Annotated in this window: 18 protein-coding genes and 1 tRNA gene; 9 read left to right on the top strand and 10 right to left on the bottom strand. The window is 63.5% G+C overall.

Going from position 1 to position 20530, the window contains the following annotated elements; translation table 11 throughout:
• The first annotated feature begins 34 nt into the window (after window positions 1–34).
• From E5K00_RS15275 to E5K00_RS15265, 3 genes are read left to right on the top strand one after another with little or no spacing between them, the layout of a single operon-like run.
• The gene (locus tag E5K00_RS15275) at window positions 35–1423 is read left to right on the top strand and encodes a sigma-54-dependent transcriptional regulator (RefSeq protein ID WP_135464183.1); all 1389 of its coding nucleotides are present in this window, start codon (window positions 35–37) and stop codon (window positions 1421–1423) included.
• 11 nt (window positions 1424–1434) lie between these two features.
• Window positions 1435–4968 (top strand): PAS domain-containing hybrid sensor histidine kinase/response regulator, encoded by a 3534-nt coding sequence (locus E5K00_RS15270; protein ID WP_135464182.1) that lies wholly within the window; start codon window positions 1435–1437, stop codon window positions 4966–4968.
• 32 nt (window positions 4969–5000) lie between these two features.
• Window positions 5001–6071 (top strand): flavin-containing monooxygenase, encoded by a 1071-nt coding sequence (locus tag E5K00_RS15265; protein ID WP_135464181.1) that lies wholly within the window; start codon window positions 5001–5003, stop codon window positions 6069–6071.
• A 338-nt stretch (window positions 6072–6409) separates the two neighbouring features.
• On the opposite strand, the gene E5K00_RS15260 is transcribed toward E5K00_RS15265, so the two are convergent.
• Entirely contained in the window at window positions 6410–6781 is a 372-nt protein-coding gene (locus E5K00_RS15260) for a T9SS type A sorting domain-containing protein (RefSeq protein ID WP_135464180.1), read from the bottom strand.
• Between the two features lie 175 nt (window positions 6782–6956).
• On the opposite strand from E5K00_RS15260, the gene E5K00_RS15255 reads away from it, so the two are divergent.
• From E5K00_RS15255 to E5K00_RS15245, 3 genes are read left to right on the top strand one after another with little or no spacing between them, the layout of a single operon-like run.
• Entirely contained in the window at window positions 6957–8093 is a 1137-nt protein-coding gene (locus E5K00_RS15255; RefSeq protein ID WP_135464179.1) for an NAD(P)/FAD-dependent oxidoreductase, read from the top strand.
• A 50-nt stretch (window positions 8094–8143) separates the two neighbouring features.
• Window positions 8144–9256: a type III polyketide synthase gene (locus E5K00_RS15250; RefSeq protein WP_135464178.1), complete on the top strand. Its 1113-nt coding sequence runs from the start codon at window positions 8144–8146 to the stop codon at window positions 9254–9256.
• Window positions 9257–9268: 12 nt separating this feature from the next.
• Window positions 9269–9970 (top strand): methyltransferase domain-containing protein, encoded by a 702-nt coding sequence (locus E5K00_RS15245; RefSeq protein ID WP_135464177.1) that lies wholly within the window; start codon window positions 9269–9271, stop codon window positions 9968–9970.
• 17 nt (window positions 9971–9987) lie between these two features.
• Here E5K00_RS15245 and E5K00_RS15240 read toward each other — a convergent pair whose 3' ends face one another.
• Window positions 9988–10893, bottom strand: coding sequence for a histone deacetylase family protein (locus tag E5K00_RS15240; RefSeq protein WP_135464176.1), 906 nt, complete (start codon window positions 10891–10893; stop codon window positions 9988–9990).
• Between the two features lie 62 nt (window positions 10894–10955).
• A tRNA-Val gene (locus E5K00_RS15235) sits at window positions 10956–11033 on the bottom strand.
• 202 nt (window positions 11034–11235) lie between these two features.
• Between E5K00_RS15235 and E5K00_RS15230 the strand changes: the two genes are divergently transcribed.
• The 3 genes from E5K00_RS15230 (at window position 11236) to E5K00_RS15220 (ending at window position 13076) form a co-directional block, all read left to right on the top strand.
• Window positions 11236–11964, top strand: coding sequence for a porin family protein (locus tag E5K00_RS15230; protein ID WP_135464175.1), 729 nt, complete (start codon window positions 11236–11238; stop codon window positions 11962–11964).
• Between the two features lie 77 nt (window positions 11965–12041).
• A complete protein-coding gene (locus E5K00_RS15225; protein ID WP_135464174.1) occupies window positions 12042–12569 on the top strand; it encodes a DUF6992 family protein in 528 nt (175 codons plus the stop codon).
• A gap of 24 nt (window positions 12570–12593) precedes the next feature.
• On the top strand, window positions 12594–13076 hold the full coding sequence (locus E5K00_RS15220) for a GNAT family N-acetyltransferase (protein WP_135464173.1): 483 nt from the start codon (window positions 12594–12596) through the stop codon (window positions 13074–13076).
• An 84-nt stretch (window positions 13077–13160) separates the two neighbouring features.
• On the opposite strand, the gene E5K00_RS15215 is transcribed toward E5K00_RS15220, so the two are convergent.
• The 7 genes from E5K00_RS15215 to E5K00_RS15185 form a co-directional block, all read right to left on the bottom strand.
• Entirely contained in the window at window positions 13161–13733 is a 573-nt protein-coding gene (locus E5K00_RS15215) for a type 1 glutamine amidotransferase domain-containing protein (protein ID WP_135464172.1), read from the bottom strand.
• A 98-nt stretch (window positions 13734–13831) separates the two neighbouring features.
• Complete coding sequence (locus tag E5K00_RS15210) at window positions 13832–14353, bottom strand: acyl-CoA thioesterase (RefSeq protein WP_135464171.1); 522 nt, start codon at window positions 14351–14353, stop codon at window positions 13832–13834.
• 68 nt (window positions 14354–14421) lie between these two features.
• A complete protein-coding gene (locus E5K00_RS15205; RefSeq protein ID WP_135464170.1) occupies window positions 14422–15522 on the bottom strand; it encodes a DUF3616 domain-containing protein in 1101 nt (366 codons plus the stop codon).
• Between the two features lie 90 nt (window positions 15523–15612).
• Window positions 15613–16842, bottom strand: coding sequence for an efflux RND transporter periplasmic adaptor subunit (locus E5K00_RS15200; protein ID WP_245328308.1), 1230 nt, complete (start codon window positions 16840–16842; stop codon window positions 15613–15615).
• 134 nt (window positions 16843–16976) lie between these two features.
• Window positions 16977–18218: an ABC transporter permease gene (locus tag E5K00_RS15195; protein WP_135464168.1), complete on the bottom strand. Its 1242-nt coding sequence runs from the start codon at window positions 18216–18218 to the stop codon at window positions 16977–16979.
• Window positions 18219–18387: 169 nt separating this feature from the next.
• Window positions 18388–19629 (bottom strand): ABC transporter permease, encoded by a 1242-nt coding sequence (locus tag E5K00_RS15190; protein WP_135464167.1) that lies wholly within the window; start codon window positions 19627–19629, stop codon window positions 18388–18390.
• A gap of 162 nt (window positions 19630–19791) precedes the next feature.
• Complete coding sequence (locus E5K00_RS15185; RefSeq protein WP_135464166.1) at window positions 19792–20460, bottom strand: ABC transporter ATP-binding protein; 669 nt, start codon at window positions 20458–20460, stop codon at window positions 19792–19794.
• Between the last annotated feature and the right edge of the window lie 70 nt (window positions 20461–20530).

The following is a 20530-nucleotide window of genomic DNA, read 5'->3' as shown; positions in this document are numbered from 1 at the left end:
CACTACGCAACCTGGCTTTATTCCCCCTATTCTTATGCCTACCTCCCCTATTATCACCATCTTTATTGTCGAGGACAACGCCTTGTATGGTGAGCTGCTGGAGTACCGGCTGGCTCAAAACCCTGACCACCAGATCCGCCGCTTCACCACGGCCCAGGACTGCCTGGCCTGCCTGCACGAGAAACCCGACCTTATCACCTTGGATTATTCCCTGCCCGATGGCTCGGGCGACCAGGTGCTGCGGCTGATTAAAGACCGGCTGCCGGAGGTGGCCGTCATCGTTATTTCGGGGCAGGAAGACGTGCGGACGGCCATTGGCCTGCTGCACCAGGGCGCCTACGACTACCTCGTGAAGGATGAGGAAACCCTGGACCGGCTCTGGAACTCGGTGGGCAACTGGCGCAAGCAGCTGCTGCTGCGGCGCGAAAACCAGCGGCTGCGCGAACAGATCGGGCAGCAGTACGACTCCGAGCGGGCCATCCTGGGCGAAAGCCCGCAGATCAAGCAGCTGTTCACGCTCATCGACAAAGCGGCCCGGGCCAATATCTCGGTGTCGATCAGCGGCGAGACCGGTACGGGCAAGGAGCTGGTGGCCAAGGCCATTCACTTCCGTTCGGAGCGGCGCAACGCCCCTTTCGTGGCCGTAAACGTGGCCGCTATTCCGAGTGAGCTGCTGGAAAGTGAGCTGTTTGGGCACGAGAAAGGTGCTTTCACCGGGGCCCTCAACCGGCGCATTGGCCGGTTTGAGGAAGCCAACCGGGGCACGCTGTTTCTGGACGAGATTTCCGAAATGGAGCTGAGCTTGCAGGCCAAGCTGCTGCGCGTGCTCCAGGAGCGCGAAGTGGTGCGCGTGGGCGGCAACGCCCGCATTCCCTTCGACGCCCGCCTGGTGGTGGCCACCCACCGCGACCTGAACCAGCGCGTGAAGGAGGGCCGCTTCCGCGAAGACCTGTACTACCGGCTGCTGGGCCTGCCCATCGAGCTGCCGCCCCTGCGCGACCGGGGCCACGACATTCTGCTGCTGGCCAACTCCTTTCTGCAGGCTTTCTGCCGGCAGAACAACATGACGGCCTGCACGCTGTCGGCGGCGGCGCAGAGCCGGCTGCTGCAGTACCATTTCCCCGGCAACGTGCGCGAGCTGAAAGCGGTGGTAGAGCTGGCCGCCGTGCTGGCCGAAAGCGACGTTATCCAGCCCCAGGACTTGTCGTTGCGGGGCGAGCGGCCCGGCAGCGCGCCCCCGGAGCTGCCCGGGCCGGAAGCCGATGAGTCGTTGCGCAGCCAGACGGCGGCCATCGTGCAGCGCTACCTGTGGCTTTACCAGGGCAATATCATGGAAGTAGCCGCCCGCCTGCAAATCGGGAAGTCGACTATTTATCGTATGGTTCAGAAAAGAGAAGTAGAGCTTCCTTCCTCGTCCTCCTAGCCCACGGCACTATGACTACAGCGGCTTCCCGGCACCTGCGACGACGCTTGCGGCACGCTCAGCAGCAGCAGGCGGCCACCCGGCTTGAGCTGCACACGCTGCGCGCCCAGCTGGAACAGCAGCAGACGGCCGCCACGCAGCAAACCCAGGCGTTGCTGCAAACCATCAGCACGGGCCTGCTGGTCGAAAATCAGCAGGGCATCGTTACGCTCAACCCCCGGCTGGGGCAGCTGCTGCAACTACCCCAGCCGCCGGCCGCTTACCTGGGCCGGCGCGGCGCGGCCATGCTGGCCCAGGCGCCTTTTGCTCACCCCGACCAAACCCGGGCCCAGATGCAGGCTGCCGTGGCCGGCCAGGCGCAGGTGAAAGGGCTGCTCCAGGAACTCACCGACGGCACGGTGCTGCAAGTCGACTACCTGCCGGTGGTGCACCAGGGCGAAACCCGGCTGCACCTGTGGAGCTACGACGACGTGACCCAGCAGCAGCGCATCCGGCAGCACGTGCAGGAGCTTTCCCGCCTGGCCGAGCAGTGCCCCAACCCCATTATCTGCTTCACCCCCGATGGCCGGGCCCGCTATGCCAACCCGGCCGCCCAACCCGTGCTGCAGGCCCTGGAAAGCCCCGCGGAAGCCGCTTGCCGCGGCATACTGCGCGACGAAATCGGGGCGGTGCTGGCGGCCCGGGAGCCGCGCGTGTACGAGTACAGCCTCGGGGCCGCCCGCTACCTCTGGACCATCGCGCCCCTACCCGAGCAGGAAGGCGCCAACGTGTACCTGACCGACATTACGGCCCGCTACCAGGCCGAGCGGGAGCTGGAGCACAGTCGCCTGTTTGCCCAGCGCATCACCGACACCATTCCCAACCTGGTGGTGGTGCTGGATCTGGACGAAAGCCGGCTGCTGTACTGCAACTCCCAAAGCCAGGCCTTGCTGGGCTACTCCGACGTGGAAATGGTAACGCTGGGCGGACGGGCGCTGCCCACGTTTCTGCGCCCCGCCGACCTGCGCACCCTGCAGCAGCACGTGCCCGACCTGGCCCGCACCGCCGACGGGCAAACCCTGGAAGCCGAGTACCAGCTGCGCCACCGCGACGGGAGCTGGCGCTGGATGAAGTTTAAAAGCACGCCCTTCCGCCGCCACCCCGACGGGCGCGTGCAGCAGATGGTGGCCAGCGCCGAGGACGTGACGGTGCGGCGCTGCATCGAAGCGCGGCTGCGCCATAGTCAGCTCTTCGTGGAGCGCGTGGCCAGCACCGTGCCCAACCTGATTTACATTCTCGACATCGAGCAGTGGCGCAACGTGTACTGCAACCAGTACGTGGAGCAGGTGCTGGGCTACACCGAGGCCGATTTGCAGTCGATGGGCCCCAGCCTGCTCCAGCAGATGGCCCCGCCCGACCAGCTGCTGCTACTGCAGGAGCACTTCGTGCAGGTGGCCCGCTGTGCCGACGGCGAAACCCGTTCCCTGGAGCTTTACCTCTACCACCGCGACGGCAGCCTGCGCTGGCTGCGGCTGAACAACACACCGTTTGAGCGCAACGCCGCGGGCGAGGTGAAGCTGGTAGTGGGGGCGGGCGAGGATATTTCGCACTGGAAGCAGGCCGAGGAGCAGCGCCGGGCGGCCAACCGCAGCCTGGCCGAGCAAAACAACCTGTTTCGCCAGGTTATCGACACCACGCCCCACCTGGTGTACCTCAAAGACGGAGACGGCAACTACCTGCTGGCCAACCAGGCCACGGCCGACCTGTACGGCCTGAGCCTGGAGGCCGTGACGCGCACCAACACGGCCCGCCTGCCCGGCGTAGCGGCCGACGCGGCCCGCTACCTGCGCGCCGACCGGCAGGTGATTGCGGCCCGCCAGGAAATGGTGACCGAAGAGACCTTCACCCGTCCCTCGGGCGAGGTGCTGTGGTTTCACAGCATCAAGCGGCCATTCCGGATGGCTGACGGCACCATCCGGGTCCTGGGCGTCGACAGCAACATCACGGCGCTAAAGCAAACCCAGCAGGCCTTGCGGCAGGCCAAGGAAACGGCCGAGGAAAATGCCCAGGTGAAGCAGGATTTCCTGGCCAACATGAGCCACGAGATTCGCACGCCCATGAACGGCATTCTGGGCCTGGCCGAGCTGCTGCACAAAACGCCCCTGAATGAGCGGCAAAGCCAGTACCTGGACCACATCCGCCACGCCGCCGAGCAGCTGCTGGTCGTGATAAACGACATTCTGGCCATGGCCCAGCTGGGGGCGGGCAAAATCCGGCTCGAAACCACCTCCTTCGACCTGCGCGAGGTGCTGACCGCCTGCCGCCAGCTGCTGCTGCCCAAAGCGGCCGAGAAAGACATTGCCCTGGAGCTGGAGCTGCCCCCGCCCGACGAGGCCACCCTGGTTATCGGCGACCCGTACCGGCTGCGCCAGATTCTGCTGAACCTGCTCGGCAACGCGGTAAAGTTCACGGACCAGGGCCGGGTGTGCCTGCGCTGCCGCCGCCTGGTTGCCCCGGCCGGGACGCTGGTGTTTGAGTTTTCCGTTACCGATACCGGCATCGGCATTCCGCCCCACCAGCTCGAGCAGGTGTTTGAGCCCTTCACGCAGGCGGCCGCCAGCACGGCCCGCGAGTATGGCGGCTCGGGGCTGGGGTTGAGCATTTCGCGGGAGCTGGTCGAGCTGCTGGGCGGCAGCATTACGGTAGAAAGCCGCCTGCACGAGGGCAGCACCTTCCGGGTCACGCTGTCCTTCACGCCCGCCGAGTCGGTGCCGCGCCTGCCGGCCGCCCCCGCCCCATCGGCCGAGTACCGCACCCTGGGCCCGCGCCGCATTCTGCTGGCCGAAGACAATGCCGTCAATCAACTGCTGGTGGAAGCGCAGCTGCGCGGCTGGGGCTGCCAGGTCGACATTGCCGGCACGGGCCGAGAGGCCTGGCTGCTGTTTCAGCAGCGGCGCTACGATGCCGTGCTGATGGATATTCAGATGCCGGGCCTGGATGGCATGGCCACGACCCGCCTGCTGCGCGAGCACCCCGACGCGCACCGGGCCGCTACCCCGGTCATCGCCCTGACGGCGCATGCCCTGCCGGGCGAGGCGGAGCGCTACCGGGCCGCCGGCTTCGATGGCTACCTTTCCAAGCCCTTCCGTCAGGAAGAGCTTTTTCAGGCGCTGAATAAAACGCTTCCCGCCGCAACGCCGCACGCGGCCGAGCCGGAGCCGCTCTACAGCCTGAGCGGCATCCGGCGCATCGCGCACGGCAACGAGGAATTTGTGGGCCGGCTGGTAGAAGTGTTTATCCAAACTACGCCCGCCATTATCCGGGAGTTGGAGCAGGCCCTGACGGAGCACAACTGGCCCAAGCTCGGGGCCACGGCCCACCACCTGAAAAGCTCCTTTACCGGCCTACAGGTGCATACCCTGAGTGAAGCCGTGCGCCGCCTTGAGCTACTGGCCCACGAGCCCAGCCCCGACCTGCCCACCATTCAGGCGCTGGTGCAGCAGGTGGACACTCTCACCGGGCAGGTCATTGTCCGGCTGCGCCAGGAGTTTCCTAGCCCGGGCTAAGTACCTTCGCGGCGCCCTTTCCCCGCTTTCCCATGCCTGCACCAACCATTGTTTCCCTTGATGCCGTTGTAATTGGTGCTGGTCAGGCCGGGCTGGCCGCGGCTTATTATCTGCAGCAGCGCGGCCTGCGGTTTGTCGTTCTCGACGAGCACCCGGCCGTGGGCCACGTGTGGGCCACGCGCTACGATAGTCTGCGCCTGTTTTCGCCGGCCTGGGCCAGTGCCCTGCCCGGCTACGCGTGGCCGGGCCGGCAGCGGCGCTACCCCACCAAGGACGAAGCCGCCGACTACCTGCGGCGCTACGCCGCGCACTTCCGCTTTCCGCTCGCGCTGGGTCAGCGCGTGGTGCAGGTGGCGCCGGCCGCCGCTCCCGAGCAGGGCTACACCATCAGCACGGCCCAGGGCCAGCACTACCGGGCGCGCTACGTGCTGGTGTGCACCGGGGCCTACAACGCGCCCCGCCGGCCCGCTTTTGCCCCCGAGCTGCACGCTGAAGTGGTTCAGCTCCACAGCAGCGCCTACCGCCGCGCCGGTCAACTGCCGGGCTTCGGCCCCGTGGCCGTGGTGGGCAGCGGCAATTCAGCCCTGCAGATTGCCGCCGACCTGGCCGCCACCGGCCGGCCCGTGTACGCGGCCTACCACGAGCAGACGCCGACGTTGCCCAACAACACGGCCATGTGGGTTTTTCTCACGGCAACGGGCATGCTGCGGATACCCACTCACTCGGTCCTGGGCCGGCGGCTGCGGGAGCGGCCCGAGGCCGTGGTCAGCGGCGACCTGGCCCGGCTGCGCACGTTTGCCAACGTGCACTTTATCGGCCGGGCCGAGGGCGTGGAAGCCGGCACCCGGCTGCGCGGGCAGCAGGCTACCACGCCCGCCCTAGAGGCCGTGGTGTGGGCCACCGGCTACGGCCCCGCCTTCGACTGGATTCGGGTGCCGGTATTTGATGCGCACGGCCGGCCCGTGCATCAGCGGGGCCTGACGGCCGCGCCGGGCCTGGCTTTTCTGGGGCTGCCGTGGCTGGGCACCCGCAGCTCGGCCCTGATGGGGGGTGTAGGCGCCGATGCCCGCCATGTTGTGGAGGTTTTATTAAAAAAGACATAATTATATAGAAACCCATTCCCGACTTTTAAGGTTAGCTTAGCAGTAACCAATCGTGAAGGATCAGCAAGCGTTGTTGTTCGTTTTCGCCGATTGAATTTGTATTGTTCCTAATACTGCTCGTATGTCATTGCTCATTTTCAGCGGATTGGCCCTGGCCACTGCCCTTTTCTCTTTGAACGTTTTCGGTAAGCAGCAACCCAAGCTCCAACCGGTCCCGGTTCGGGTCCGGGCGCGCCACAACCGCTAGGCCCCGGGCATTGCCGCCCCGGCAATGCACAAAAAAAGCAGCCTCTTCCGGGGCTGCTTTTTTTGTGGGTGCTATGAGAAACCAGGGTCGGCTAGCGGATTACGAGCTTGCGCATTTCGCTGGCGTTTTCACCTTCCAGCTTTACGTAATACAGGCCGCTGGCAAACTTGCTCAAATCCAGGGTTTTGGGGCCGTTCAGCTCCGTAATGGCTTCGCGGTATATAACGGTGCCAATAACGTTGAGAATCCGCAGCTCCAGGCGACGGCCCTCAAACCCGTTGATGGCAATATGGACTATACCGCTACTGGGGTTGGGGTACACCAGAAACGATTTCTCGTCGGCAACGCGCCCCGGAACCGTGGGGCGCACGGTGGCCTGGGCAGCTGCCGTGGGCAAGGTGCTGCGGACGAAACCGAAGCCGAGCACGAGTAGTAGAAAGAAAAAGCGTAAGCGTTGCATCATAGCATACTGTAGGGTGGGACGGGGCAAACCGGGTAAGCAGATAGATTAACGGCCGGCTCCCGATTAAGTTTGCAAAGATAATACGGAATATTCATTAGAGTTATGAAATATAACTACGCGCGGATAAAAGATTTGTTTCTTCTCTCTTTCTCACCCAGTTACTACCCGAATTAAGTTGGACGTTCTCATTATTGGCGGCGGCCTGGGCGGACTCACCGCAGCCCTCGATTTGCGGCAGCGCGGCTACGCCGTAGCCCTGGTGGAGCGCAAGCACTATCCGTTTCATAAAGTGTGCGGCGAGTACGTTTCCAACGAGGTGCTGCCCTACCTGCGCCGCCTCGGCGTCGACCCCGCCCCGCTGGGGCCGGCGGCCATTTCGCGCTTCACGCTCAGCTCGCCGGCCGGCCGCACCCTGGCCTGCCCCCTCGACCTGGGCGGCTTCGGGGTGAGCCGCTACGCGCTGGACTATTTCCTGTGCCAGGCGGCCGAAGCCCGGGGCGTGGCCGTGCACCAGGGCGCGACGGTAAGCGAGGTAACGTTCGACGAAACGGCCCAGCGGCACACGGTACAGCTCACCGACGGGCGGCAACTGACGGCCCGCGTGGTGCTGGGGGCCTACGGCAAGCGCGCCAACCTCGACCGGCAGCTGCAGCGGGAGTTTTTTCAGCAACGCTCCCCCTACGTCGGCGTCAAATACCACCTGCGCCTCGACTTCCCGCGCGACACCATTGCCCTGCACAACTTCGCCGATGGCTACGCGGGGCTGTCGGCCATTGAGGACGGTAAGTACTGCTTCTGCTACCTCACCACCCGCCAGAACCTGAAAGCCCACGGCACCATTGCGGAAATGGAGCGGCAGGTGCTGGCCCAGAACCCTTACCTGCGGGCCGTGCTGCGCGAGGCGGAGTTTCTCTACGACCAGCCCGAGGTTATCAATGAAATATCCTTCGCCCCCAAAAACCCGGTGGAAAGCCACGTGCTGATGTGCGGCGACGCGGCCGGCCTGATTACCCCGCTCTGCGGCAACGGCATGGCCATGGCCATCCACGGGGCCGAGCGGGCCGCCGTCCACATCGACCGGTTTTTGCGCGGGCAGGTGGCGCGCCCGGCCCTGGAAACGGCCTACGCCCACGACTGGCAGCAGCACTTCGGGCCCCGCCTGTGGGTGGGCCGGGCCGTGCAGCGCTTGTTTGGCCGGCCCCTGCTGAGCGAAGTGGTGGTGGGCGGCATGCGGCACTGGCCGGGTGGCGTGCGGGCCCTGATGCGGCGCACCCACGGCGCGCCCTTTGGGGCCGAACAGCCCGCCAATTAGTTTGTTGCCCCGCTAAGCCGAACCACCGGTAATTCCGTATACTGCCAGCAATGACGAGCTACCTCTGTGCCATTGGCACCGCTACCCCGCCCCACCGTATTCCGCAACCCCAGATTGCCACCTTCATGGCCGAGGGCCTTCAGCTCGACGCGGCCGAAACCCGCAAGCTGCGGGCCCTGTACCGCGTCACGGGCATTGCCCAGCGCTACTCCGTGCTGGCCGACTACGGCCGGGCCAACGGCTCGTTCGAATTTTTTCCCAACACCCCCGACCTGGAACCCTTTCCCACCGTGGGGCAGCGCATGACGGCGTACCGGCAGTACGCGCTGCCGCTCTCGGTGGAGGCCGTGCGCAACTGCCTGCAGCAGCAGCCCGACGTGACGGTGGCCGACATCACCCACCTGATTACGGTGAGCTGTACGGGCATGTACGCCCCGGGCCTCGACATTGAGCTGGTTGAAAAGCTGGGGCTGCGGACGGACGTGCGCCGCACCTGCGTCAACTTTATGGGCTGCTACGCGGCCTTCAACGCCCTGAAGCTGGCCCAGGCGTTCTGCCTGGCCGACCCCACGGCTAAGGTGCTGCTGGTGTGTACCGAGCTGTGCACCATTCACTTCCAGAAAAACAAGGAGGAAGACCACCTGGTATCCAATGCCCTGTTCGGCGACGGCTCGGCGGCGGCGCTGGTGCAGGCCCAGCCGGCCACAAGCGGCTACAGTCTGAGCCTGGAAGCCTTTCACTGCGAGCTGGAGCCCGACGGCCGCGCCGACATGGCCTGGCACATCAACGACTTCGGGTTTGAAATGACCTTGTCGTCGTACGTGCCGAAAATGATTCAGAAAGGCATCCGGCAGCTTACCGACGGGCTGCTGCGCAAGCTGCCGGTTAAGCTCAAGGACATTCACGCCTTTGCCATTCATCCGGGCGGGCGGAAAATCCTGGAAACCATTGAGCAGGAGCTGGGCCTGACCACCCACGACAACCGCTTCGCCTACAACGTGCTGCGCGACTACGGCAACATGTCGTCGGCCACGGTGCTGTTTGTGCTGCGCGACCTGCTGGCCTCCTTCACCGCTGCCGAGGCCGGGGCGCCGGTGCTGAGCTTTGCCTTCGGGCCGGGCCTGACGCTGGAGGCCATGCTGCTTCAGGTGCATCTTGCCTAACCTGCCGCCGCCATGCCCGATTTAAGCCGCCGCGCCACGGAAGAGGAGCTGATGGACGACCTATCGTTGGCCTCCGACGCCCTGCGGCAAAACCTCGACGAGCTGGAAACCATCAACACCTGGCTGGGCGGCTACCGGGTGGTACTCGGTGGCCTGCGCCGGCTGCAACCCCGCTTCCCGCCGGGCCGTGCCCTGCGCCTGGCCGACCTAGGCAGCGGCGGCGGCGACACCCTGCGTCACATTGCCGCCTGGACCCGCCGCCACCGCGTGCCGGCCGAGCTGGTGGGCGTCGACGCCAACGCTTTTATGATTTCGTACGCGGCCGAAAAAGCCGCCGGCTTTCCCGAAATCAGCTTTGCCCAGCAGGATATTTTCTCGGCCGAGTTTCGGCGGCAGCGCTTCGACGTTATTACGTGCAGCCTGTTCTGCCACCATTTTTCCAGCGAGGCGCTGGCCGTTCTGCTGCGGCAGCTGCACGGGCAGGCCCAGGTCGGGGTTATCATCAACGACTTGCACCGCCAGCCCCTGGCCTACTACAGCATCAAGTGGCTCACCCGGCTGTTTCGGGGCTCGTACCTGGTGCAGAACGACGCGCCGCTGTCGGTGGCCCGGGCCTTTACGCGGCGCGAGTGGCAGGCTATTCTGGCCGCCGCCGGCATCGAGCGGTACACGCTGCGCTGGTGCTGGGCGTTCCGCTGGCAGGTTATTTTCTAGGTTTCCAGGCGCTTTTCTCAGCCAAACAGCTCAGCCGCCAGCCGGAACGTGTTGGCGTGGGCTTCTACAATGTCGGCGATGCGCACCGAGTAGCCACCGCCCATGCACACTACCACGGGCAGGGCGTGCTGCCGGCACAGGCGCAGCACCAGCTCGTCGCGGCGGCGGCACCCTTCGCGCGTGAGGCTCAGGTGGCCCAGCTTGTCGGTAGCCAGCACGTCGACGCCGGCCAGGTAGAACACGAAATCGGGCTGCACCTCGTCGAGCAGGCGGGGCAGCGTGGCGGCCAGCAGCTGCAGGTAGGCCGCGTCGTCGGTGCCGTCGGCCAGGGGCAGGTCCAGGTCCGACTGCTCCTTGCGGTGCGGGTAGTTGCGGGCCCCGTGCATGCTGAAGGTGAACACCCGCGGCTCGTGTTGGAACAAGGCCGCCGTGCCGTTGCCCTGGTGCACGTCGAGGTCCACAATCAAGATGGTGCGGACGCCGGGCGCGTGGGCCAGCAGGTAGTTGGCGGCCACGGCCTGGTCGTTGAGCAGGCAGAACCCCTCGCCCCGGTCGGCAAAGGCGTGGTGGGTGCCGCCGGCAATATTCAGGGCAATGCCGTGCAGCAGGGCCCGGCGGGCACATTCCACGGTGCCATCCAGAATCGTGACTTCGCGCCGGATCAGCTGCTCGGACCACGGAAAGCCGGTGGCCCGCTCTTCCTGGCGCGTAAGCTGTCCGGCCACCAGGCGGCGGTAATATTCCGCGTCGTGGGTGCGCAGAATCTCGGTTTCCGCCAGGGGCCGAGGCTCAAACAGGTCGGCTTCCGTGATAATGCCTTCCCGCAGCAGCTGCTCGGGCAGCAGCTCGTACTTGAGCATGGGAAACCGGTGGTTTTCGGGCAGCGGGTGGGCGTAGAGCGGCGCCCAGGCAACAGAGAGCATAGCGGAAGGAAAAGGCCAGAAACAGCAATACCCGCCGGGTAAGGGCGGGTATTGAAGGCGTTTGGTGGGACATATTGGGCTCGAACCAATGACCCCTACCTTGTCGAGGTAGTGCTCTGAACCAACTGAGCTAATATCCCAATAAACACTCTGGCGGCGGCCGGAAAGCGCCAAAGATACGGGCTTCCCTGATTGATCCAACTACGCGCGGCAGAAATATTTCCGGGGAATAGCACTCGGGCGCAACCTTGCTTTCGGCGGGCAAGTATAGTCGCATACAAATGCCGGCCTGCATTTTCCCAAGGCCGGCACTTGCTCCCACACCAGACTTTCCCTGCTCCCATGAAAAAAATCACCGTACTCCTCGCGCTTTCGCTCGGCAGCCTGACGGCCTTTGCCCAGAATACCAAAGACACCAACGGCCCCGTCGGGCTCCGCTCCTCTACCGACTACGGCACCGGCACCACCGACTCGCGCAACACCGGCTTCGGGATTAAAGGCGGCTTCAACCTGTCGGACGTGTATGGCGACGACAAGAAGAACTTCACCGACGGCTCCAACTACAAGTCGTTCCACGCCGGTATCTACGGCCAGTATGGCTTCAATAACCGGCTGTCCATCCAGCCCGAGCTGCTCTACAGCCGCCAGGGCTTCGAGGGCAACTCTACCAAAACTACCACAACCGGTACCGCCACCAGCACCAGCACCGTGAAAGAGCGGCGCCTGGACTACCTGCAAGTGCCCGTGCTGATGGTGTTCAACATTCTGGACAACGTGAGCATCCACGCCGGACCCCAGGTTTCGCTGCTGACGAAAGTGGTGGAAGACGGCAAAGAGCGGAAAATTGCCGATGACGGCGGCGTTTATGGCTACAGCTACACCAGCTTCGACTACGGTCTGGCCGTGGGCGCCGAGGCCCGCGTAGGCCCGGCCCGCGTTGGGGCCCGCTACAACGCTGGCTTTGCCAACATCATCAAGGATCAGAACCTGGCTACGACGGGCAACAAAGCCCTGAGCGACATCAAAAACAGCAACTTCCAGGTGTACGTAGGCATTGGCTTCACCCAGTAGCCGACCCGGATACCTCTTCTGAAAAAGGAAGCCTCGCGGGGCTTCCTTTTTTTGTGCCGTAGCCTTTCATTTGTCTTATGCCGCTACCAACGCTACTCGCCAGTGCTCCGGCCACCCTGCTGCCGGCCCTCAACCATAGCCGGGAGCTGCTGGCCGAGCAGGGCATGGCCGTGCTCGGCACCTGGGCCCTGCTGAACCTGCTGGTGAGCGGCTACCGGGTGGCCCGCACCGACCCGCGCACCGAAGCCCACTACTTCCACCAGATGAACGTGGGCTGGAACTTCGTGAATGCCGTGCTGGCCGTGGTGGGCATTCTGCGGGCCCACCCGGGCCAGGTGGCCGGCCTCACGCTGGCCGCCAGCCTCTCGGCCCAGTTCGACTTCGAGAAAATCCTGCTGCTGAACGTGGGCCTCGACGTGGCCTACCTGGTGACGGGCAGCTGGCTGCGCACCCGCGGGTTGGTGGCCGGTAAGCGGCCCGAACGCCTGCTGGGCTTCGGCCGGTCGTTGTGGCTGCAGGGTGGCTTTCTGCTTTTCTTCGACCTGGGGTTCTACCTGATGTACCACCGCTTCGCCGCCGCGCTGCTGGCTTTGGTGCAGCCGTAACGCTACTCCCGGCATCTTTGCCGCATGAACAACCAGACTACCGCTGCCGCCGATATCGACATCATTGACTACGCGCCCCAGTACCAACCCGACTTCCGCCGCCTCAATGAGGAATGGATAACGCGCTACTTCGAGTTGGAGCCCGCCGACCACATCACGCTGGGCGACCCACAAACGCACATTCTTGACCCCGGCGGCTTTATTCTGCTGGCCCGCGCCCAGGGCTCGATAGTCGGAACCGGTGCCTTGCTTTACAACCCCGACGGCAACTGGAAGCTGGCCAAAATGGCTGTTACCGACCAGATGCAGGGCCGCGGCATTGGCTATACGTTGTGCAAAGCCATTCTGGACCGGGCCCGCACGATGGGCGTCAAGCGCGTCGAGCTGGTATCCAACCGCACCCTGCTGCCTGCCCTGCATGTGTACGGCAAGCTGGGCTTCCGGGAAATTCCCCTGGGAACCGTCATGTACAAGCGCGGCGACATCAAAATGGCCGTCGACTTATAAGCCAGACTGCTCACGCAAGGCTACAAAAAAGCCCCGACCAGGTTGCTGGTCGGGGCTTTTTTATGGGCGAGGGTTCAGCGCAAATTACGAGCGGGGCGCGTGCTTGCCCTCCAGAATTTCCTCCACGATTTTCTTGTTGAAGGCCGGCAGGTCGTTGGGGTTGCGACTGGTGATGAGGCCTTTATCGACTACTACTTCACTGTCTTCCCACTGAGCGCCGGCGTTGGTGAGGTCGGTTTTCAGGCTGGGCCAGCTGGTCATTTTCTTGCCGTGGACCAGACCGGTTTCAATCAGCGTCCAGGGGCCGTGGCAGATGGCGGCCACTACTTTACCGGAGCGCATAAACTCGGCGGCGAAGTCTACCACCTTCTTTTCGGTACGCAGCACGTCGGGGTTCATCTGCCCGCCGGGCAGCACCAGCGCGTCGTAGTCGCCCACGCTGACTTCGTCGATGGTTTTATCCACGTCGACTTTATTGCCCCAGTCTTTCTCGTCCCAGCCCTTGATGGAGCCGCTTTTCAGGGAAATAACGTGGGTTTCGGCGCCTTCGCCTTCCAGGTATTTTTTGGGCGACTCCAGCTCCGACTGCTCGAAACCGTCGGTGGCCACAATGGCTATTTTCTTGCCTTTTAGTTTATCACTGCCAAAGATGCTCATGGGGTAGGTTGTTTAGGTTGGGGGGTAGGAAGAGAACGAAAAAGCCGGTTCGCGCTGGGCAGAACCGGCTTTGGTAGTACGGGAATCGGGAAGCGGGGTTACTCGTCGGAGCCGGCCCGGTCGCGCTTGAGCTGCTTGCGCAGGCGCTTCACCCGGTCGTCGAAGCCGTCGGGGTCGTAGCTCACGTCTTCCACGTCGAGCTGGTCGAGCAGGTCCATCAGCTCGTCGGTGTGGTCGGTGCGGGTGGCGGTGGCCACCCGCACGAAGGCCATTTCCGACCACAGCACCGACTTCAGGCGCTGCCCGTCCTCGCTGAGCATCTGCATCTCGACCACCAGGTTGGAGTTGTCGAAGTTGATGAGCTGGGTGCGGATGCGCACGGTTTCGCCGTGGTTGGCGGGGCGCAGGTAGGCAATGTGGTGCTTGGTAATCACCCAGCCGGCGCCCTGCTGCTGCGCCATCTGGCCCAGGTTCAGGGCGTAGTGCTCGGTGGTGTGGTCTTCGCGGGCGTTGAGGAAATAGTCGAGGTAGCGGGCGTTGTTGAGGTGGCCCAGCATGTCGCAGTCCTGAAAATGGATGCGGTAGGTGGTTTCCGGGGTTTGGAGCAATTTGGCAGCCATACGTGGGGTGTGGGGCGGTGGTAAAGAGAGGCGTAAAGAACGGGGAAAGGGCCCAGACCCGCGCCGGGTTAGGCGGGCAGGCGGTAGGCATCGGCCCGCACCTGGTGGGCGGCGGGCTTGCGGGCGTCGCTCGGGCTGTCGAATACGAAGAGCAGGTGCCGGTCGTCGAGTAGGCCCATGCCCTCGGCCCGGTCTTGGCCGGCGGTGGGGCCGTGGCCGTGCGGCACGTCGAACAGCCGTTTGATTTTATCGGGCCCAATCAGGCTGTCGGTTTCCTGGCGCAGGGCGTTGGGCCAGCAGTACACCGCAATGGTGCCGTCGAGGTCCATGGTGGGGCCAGCCAGCAGATACAGATCTTGGCCCTGCTGGCGCAGCTCGCGCAGGCCCATGCCGCCCAGCGCCAGGAAATGCTTTTTGTAGTACTTCTGCTCGCCCCCGATTTTGCCCAGCCGCAGCCGGCCGTGCTTGTCGAGCTCGGGCAGCAGCTCCAGCACCACGGCCCAGCCGCGCAGCACCGGCCCGCGCAGACCCACAAACAGCCGGCCGTCGGGAGTAGCGGCCAGGCCCTCGATGTCGAAGCCGTTGTCTTTGCCGGGCAGCTTCATAAAGGGCTTCAGGTGCGGGTCGTCGGCCAGCAGGTCCATCAGCTCGTTGGTTTCGGTGCTGCCGTGGAGCTGGGCGGCCCGCAGGGTTTCGGTGGCTTTGGTGGGGTGCGGCGCTGTTTTGCAGAGCTCGTAGTCGCCAGTTTTCTCATTTAAGATCAGCGGAATACGGGCCAGCAAGTAGCGGTTGGGGTCGGTTTCAATTTTGGCCAGCTTGCCCAGCTGCTTGACCACGTCTTCGTGCTCGTGGTCGGGCTTTTTGCGCTTGAGGCTGTGGGAGCCGATAAGCCAGAGGTAGTGGTCGGCCTCGGCGAGGCCCTCAATGTCGATTTCCCTGGCTTCGTCGGCGGGCAGGTCGAGCAGATCGGCGAGCTGGTAGCAGGTGTGCTGCCCGAACTCGTGGGGCCCGGTGCGCCGCAGCCGCTCGATGCTGGTGCGCTCGTCGCAGCTCACCCAGAGGTTGTCGCCGGTCTGGAGCACCGTGGACAAGCCGTCGCGCACGTGCTTGCCGGCGGCGTTGAGGCTGAGCTTGGGGTTGAAATGCAGGGTGTAGGGCTGGGGGCGCATGATTAGAAAAAGATTAAACGTAAACAGCAAACGGCCCACCCCGCGCAGGGTTGGGCCGTTTGGGCGTTGTCCGATTAGCTGTGCGAACTGCTACCCCTTCTTCTCGCCTTCCGCCGGCGGGCCCAGCACCTTTATCTGGTCGTCCTTTTTCAGGCCCGACAGCACTTCCACGTTGATGCCATCCGACAGCCCGGTCTTGATCAGGCGCTTCTGAAACTGCTGGGGCGCGGTCTGCACTTCCACGAACACGCTATCCTTGTTGATTTTACCGAACTGCAGCAGGCTCTCCCGGATGGCCAGCACCTGCTTGCGGCGGCCCAGCACGATGTCGCCGTTGGCCGAGTAGCCAGCCCTCAGGAACTGCCCGGGCTTGAGGCGCACATTGGCCCGCACCTGAAACTTGATGGCGCCTTCCTCGGTGATGCCCTTGGGGGCAATGTATTCGAGGGTGGCCGGGAAATTCTCGCCTTCCAGCGCGCCCACGGTCAGGTTCAGGTCCATGCCTTCGCGCACCTTGCCCACTTCGCTCTCGTCGACTTTGCCCTCAAACACCAGGCTTTTCATGTCGGCAATGGCGGCAATGGTGGTGCCTTCGTTGAAGTTGTTGCGTTCCACCACCGACGAGCCGACCTTGATGGGCACGTCGAGCACGAGGCCGGTAATGGTGGAGCGGACGGTATTGGAGGCCCCGCCGGTGTTACGGGAGGCGCCGCGCTGGGCAATCTGCAGGTCGTTTTCGGCGGCGTTCAGGGCCTGCTTTTTGGCGCGCACGTCGGCCAGCAGGCGGTTGTATTCCTGCTCGGCAATGACCTTCTGCTCAAACAAAGGCCGCTGCCGGTTTAGCTCGGTCTGGGCCGTTTCCAGGGCCACGCGGGCCGCCTGAATCTGGTTCTGGGCGTTGTTCACGTTGGCCGCGTTGGCCACCGTGCGGATGCGGGCAATGAGCTGGCCTTCCTTGATGGGCTCCCCGGCTTCCACGAACAGCTCTTCCACGATACCCGACACCTGGGGCTTGATCTGGACCTCGCGCCGGGGCACGATGCTGCCCGTGGCCACGGTTTTCTTCACGATGTCGGTCAGGAAGGGCGTTTCGGTTTTGTAGGTGATGGGGTCGGTGTGGGCCTGCTTCCAGAAATAGTTGGCCAGCCAGCCAAACCCGGCCAGCAACAGCAGCACCAGGATGCCGAGGAAAATTCGCTTCATAGTAATCAACGGTGGTTTGGGCGCCTGATATGGCGCCTGATACTCGTGGGAGGGACGCGCCGGAGCCGTGAGCGGCTCCACGTCGACAGCTTCATCGGGCAGTGCTTGGTTGTTCATAGCCAGTGTGATTTAGTGAGTTGGTGATTTAGTGAGTTGGTGGCTTAGCGACTTAGGTGAGTTGTCGTCCAAGTGGCGCAAGCCGAACATCAAACTCACTAAGTCACTAAGTCACTAAGTCTCTAAATCACCGCTTATTCATCCTTAAGAGCCACCACGGGCTGCACGCGGGCGGCAATGGCGGCTGGCACGAGGCCCGCCACGCCGCCGGCCACCACCAGCAGCACCACGGCCGTAAGGGCCACGCCGATATCGACCTGCGGATTGGCGAAAAAGCCCACGTCCTGGCCCGCAATGAGCGAGTTGATGCCGGCCATAAGAGCCGTGCCAAACAGCAGCCCGACCAGGCCGGCGGCGGCCGTAATAACGATGCTTTCCTGCACAATCAGGCTGATGATGCTCCCGGGAGTAGCGCCCAGGGCCTTGCGGATGCCGATTTCCTTGGTGCGCTCCTTCACCACGATGAGCATAATGTTGCTGACCCCAATGATGCCGGCCAGGATGGTGCCGATGCTGACCAGCCAGCTAAAGCCCGAAATACCGGTGAACAGGCCCTGCACCCGCGCGTATTCCTCCTCCACGTTGGCCGAGCCAAACGCCCGGTCGTCGGTGGGGGCCACTTTGTGCTGCCGGGCCAGCAGCTGCTTCACCTTGGTTTCGACCACGGCGGCCGGAATGCCGGGCTTGGGAATAAAGGCGAAGTAGCCCACCTTGTTCACCTGGTTGAAGGTGACTTGCAGGGCCGTGAGCGGAATCATGATGGTCTGGGCGTCCTGCTGGGCATTTTCGGGCTTACCCTCGGCCTTGAACAAGCCCACCACCCGGAAGAAGATGCCCTTGATGCGGATTTCCTGGCCCAGCGGGTTGTCGGTGCCGAACAGCACCTCGGCCACCCGGTCGCCGATGATGGCCACCTTGCGCCGCTCGTCGATGTCGACGTCGTTGATAAAGCGGCCGGCCGTGAGGTGCAGGGCCTTCACGGCGGGGTAGCCGGGGTATTCGCCATTCACCGTGAAGGCCGAGCTTTTGGGGCCGTACTGCACCGTGAAGGCCCCGTCGAGGGAGCTGCGGGGCAGCACCACGGCCGCCTCGGGCACCTCGCGCAGCAGGGCGGCCACGTCATCGTTGGTAAACTGGATGAAGCGGCCCACCTTCAGGTCGGCGTAGGGCACGCTCGTGCGCTGGGTCCAGACGAACACGGCGTTTTTGGCCACGTCAAACTCCTTTTCGACCCCATTGCGGAAGCCCTTGCCCGCGCCCAGCAGCACGACCAGCATGAATATGCCCCAGAACACGCCAAACGCGGTGAGCCCCGTGCGCAGCTTGTGCCGCCGCACCGTGCTCCAGATTTCGCTCCATTTGTCGAGGTCAAACATGGGTAGTCAGTTAGTTTTCAATTCCCCTCCTTTTTTCAAGGAGGGGTGCCCGAAGGGCGGGGTGGTTCAATCGTTGGGCCATTGGGTCGTTTACTAGCTCTAAACTTTTTAGCCTTAGCTAACCACCCCTAACCCCTCCTTGAAAAAAGGAGGGGAACTAGTTTCTAAATCATTCGGCCCGCAGGGCTTCAATCGGTTTCACGTTGGCCGCTTTCATGGCCGGAATCAGGCCCGCCACGGCCCCGGATATGACCAGCAATAAAGTGGCACTCACGGCCACGCCCAGGTTCACCTCGGGGTGGTCGAAGTAGGAGGTGGTGCCGCCGGCTTTTTCGAGCAGGTAGCGCACGAAGTCCAGCAAAGCCACGCCAAAAAGCAGCCCCAGGTAGCCCGAGAAGCTGGTGATGACCACCGACTCCTGCACGATCATGCTGATGATGCTCCAGGGCGTGGCGCCCAGGGCCTTGCGCACCCCAATTTCCCGGGTCCGCTCCTGCACGATGATGAGCATGATGTTGCTCACGCCCACCACCCCGGCCACCAGCGTCAGCACCCCGATGACGCTCACGAACAGCTTGATACCGGTAAACAGGCCCTCGAAGCGCTTCACTTCTTCCTCGTTGTTGTCCAGCTCCAGGGCCTGCTTGTCGGCCGGGTCGAACTGGTGGCGGCGGGCCAGCAACGTGCGGACCTGGTCTTCGAGCTGCTTCACGGGCGTGCCCTTGGTGCTGCTGATGCCGATGCGCTGCACCTGGTTGTACTGGTTGAAGGTGGTCTGGAAGGTGCTGAACGGCACGAAGGCCCGCTCCTCGTTGCGGCCGTTGTTCTGGGTGGTGGTGAAGATGCCGACCACCTTGAAAAACACGCCTTTCACCTGCACGTACTGCCCGATGGCCGGCGCGTCGCCGAAAAGCACCTTGCGCACCTTTTCGCCCATAATCATCACCTTGCGCCGCTCCATGCCGTCGAGGGGGCTCAGCAGGCGGCCCTGGGTGAGGGTTTCGCCGTTGAGCTGGAAAAACTCGGCATTGGCCCCAAACACCTGGTAGGAGCCGTTTTTGGTTTTGTTCACGATGGTGTACTCGCCAAACAGCCGGTTGCGCGCGGCCAGCAGCTCCACCCCATCTACCTGCTGGCGAATGGCTTCCAGGTCGTCGTTGGTGAACTTCAGCTCCCGGCCCGGCTGCAGGCCCTGCCACGGCAACGAGGTTTTGCCCGCACTCACGAACAGGCTGTTCATGGCCCCGCCGCCAAACTCTTTCCAAATGCCGTTTTCCATGCCCTTGCCCGCGCCCAGCAGCAGCACCAGCATGAAGATACCCCAGAACACGCCGAAAGCCGTCAGGAACGTGCGCAGCTTGTTGCGGCGCATCGTCCCCAGGATTTCCTGCCATTTGTCGAGGTCAAACATGAGTTGTTAATGTGGGGAATGTGGGAAATGTGGGAAATGTGAGAAATGTGCTGATGTGGTTGGAATGTGAAAAATGTGCGAAATGCGGCGGAATGAGTGGCCATATTCGGCTCTGAATGCCCCAGGCAAAACCACAAACTCACAACTTCACCATCTCACCATCTAGTCCTTCACAATCAGCCCGTCCCGAATGCGGATCAGGCGCTGGGTCTGCTCGGCAATGTCGTTTTCGTGGGTCACGATGACGACCGTCATGCCTTCCTTGTTCACGGCCTTGAAAATGTCCATCACCTCCTGCGTAGTGTGGGTGTCGAGGGCGCCGGTGGGCTCGTCGGCCAAGATCAGCTTGGGCTGGCTGATCAGGGCGCGGGCAATGGCTACGCGCTGCCGCTGCCCGCCGCTCAGCTCGCTGGGCAGGTGGTCGGCGCGGTCGGCCAGGCCCACCCGGTCGAGGTATTCCAGGGCCAGCCGGTTTCGCTCGCGCCGGCTCACTTTCTGGTAATACAGCGGCAAAGCCACGTTTTCCAGCGCATTCTTGAAGTTCAGCAGGTTAAACGACTGAAACACGAAGCCCAGAAACTGATTGCGGTACTGCGCGGCCCGGGTCTGCGACAAACTCCGGTCGATGCGGGTGCCGGCCAGGGTGTAGTCGCCCTGGTCGAAGTCGTCGAGGATGCCCAGAATGTTGAGCAGCGTGCTTTTGCCCGAGCCCGACGAGCCCATGATGCTCACCAGCTCGCCCTCCCGAATGTGCATGTCGATGCCCTTGAGCACTTCCAGCCGGTTGGTGCCCACCTCATAGGTTTTCCGGATATTCCGCAGCTGTATCATACATCCATTGCCCTAACATGCGTCACCAAGTAGCATGCAATACAAAGTAGCGCATATTCCCTGAAAAAGC

It is taken from the genome of Hymenobacter aquaticus (genome assembly GCF_004765605.1).
GTDB classification, from domain to species: domain Bacteria; phylum Bacteroidota; class Bacteroidia; order Cytophagales; family Hymenobacteraceae; genus Hymenobacter; species Hymenobacter aquaticus.
This window is presented reverse-complemented; position numbering and strand designations above follow the sequence as displayed.

Excerpts from the sequence above, each read along its gene's own strand:
- E5K00_RS15240 (WP_135464176.1), bottom strand. The coding sequence starts at position 10,893 with ATGCTCTCTGTTGCCTGGGCGCCGCTCTACGCCCACCCGCTGCCCGAA.
- E5K00_RS15275 (WP_135464183.1), top strand. The coding sequence starts at position 35 with ATGCCTACCTCCCCTATTATCACCATCTTTATTGTCGAGGACAACGCC.
- E5K00_RS15200 (WP_245328308.1), bottom strand. The coding sequence starts at position 16,842 with ATGAACAACCAAGCACTGCCCGATGAAGCTGTCGACGTGGAGCCGCTC.
- E5K00_RS15190 (WP_135464167.1), bottom strand. The coding sequence starts at position 19,629 with ATGTTTGACCTCGACAAATGGCAGGAAATCCTGGGGACGATGCGCCGC.
- E5K00_RS15230 (WP_135464175.1), top strand. The coding sequence starts at position 11,236 with ATGAAAAAAATCACCGTACTCCTCGCGCTTTCGCTCGGCAGCCTGACG.
- E5K00_RS15185 (WP_135464166.1), bottom strand. The coding sequence starts at position 20,460 with ATGATACAGCTGCGGAATATCCGGAAAACCTATGAGGTGGGCACCAAC.
- E5K00_RS15250 (WP_135464178.1), top strand. The coding sequence starts at position 8,144 with ATGACGAGCTACCTCTGTGCCATTGGCACCGCTACCCCGCCCCACCGT.
- E5K00_RS15260 (WP_135464180.1), bottom strand. The coding sequence starts at position 6,781 with ATGATGCAACGCTTACGCTTTTTCTTTCTACTACTCGTGCTCGGCTTC.
- E5K00_RS15245 (WP_135464177.1), top strand. The coding sequence starts at position 9,269 with ATGCCCGATTTAAGCCGCCGCGCCACGGAAGAGGAGCTGATGGACGAC.
- E5K00_RS15220 (WP_135464173.1), top strand. The coding sequence starts at position 12,594 with ATGAACAACCAGACTACCGCTGCCGCCGATATCGACATCATTGACTAC.
- E5K00_RS15270 (WP_135464182.1), top strand. The coding sequence starts at position 1,435 with ATGACTACAGCGGCTTCCCGGCACCTGCGACGACGCTTGCGGCACGCT.
- E5K00_RS15215 (WP_135464172.1), bottom strand. The coding sequence starts at position 13,733 with ATGAGCATCTTTGGCAGTGATAAACTAAAAGGCAAGAAAATAGCCATT.
- E5K00_RS15225 (WP_135464174.1), top strand. The coding sequence starts at position 12,042 with ATGCCGCTACCAACGCTACTCGCCAGTGCTCCGGCCACCCTGCTGCCG.
- E5K00_RS15265 (WP_135464181.1), top strand. The coding sequence starts at position 5,001 with ATGCCTGCACCAACCATTGTTTCCCTTGATGCCGTTGTAATTGGTGCT.
- E5K00_RS15210 (WP_135464171.1), bottom strand. The coding sequence starts at position 14,353 with ATGGCTGCCAAATTGCTCCAAACCCCGGAAACCACCTACCGCATCCAT.
- E5K00_RS15205 (WP_135464170.1), bottom strand. The coding sequence starts at position 15,522 with ATGCGCCCCCAGCCCTACACCCTGCATTTCAACCCCAAGCTCAGCCTC.
- E5K00_RS15195 (WP_135464168.1), bottom strand. The coding sequence starts at position 18,218 with ATGTTTGACCTCGACAAATGGAGCGAAATCTGGAGCACGGTGCGGCGG.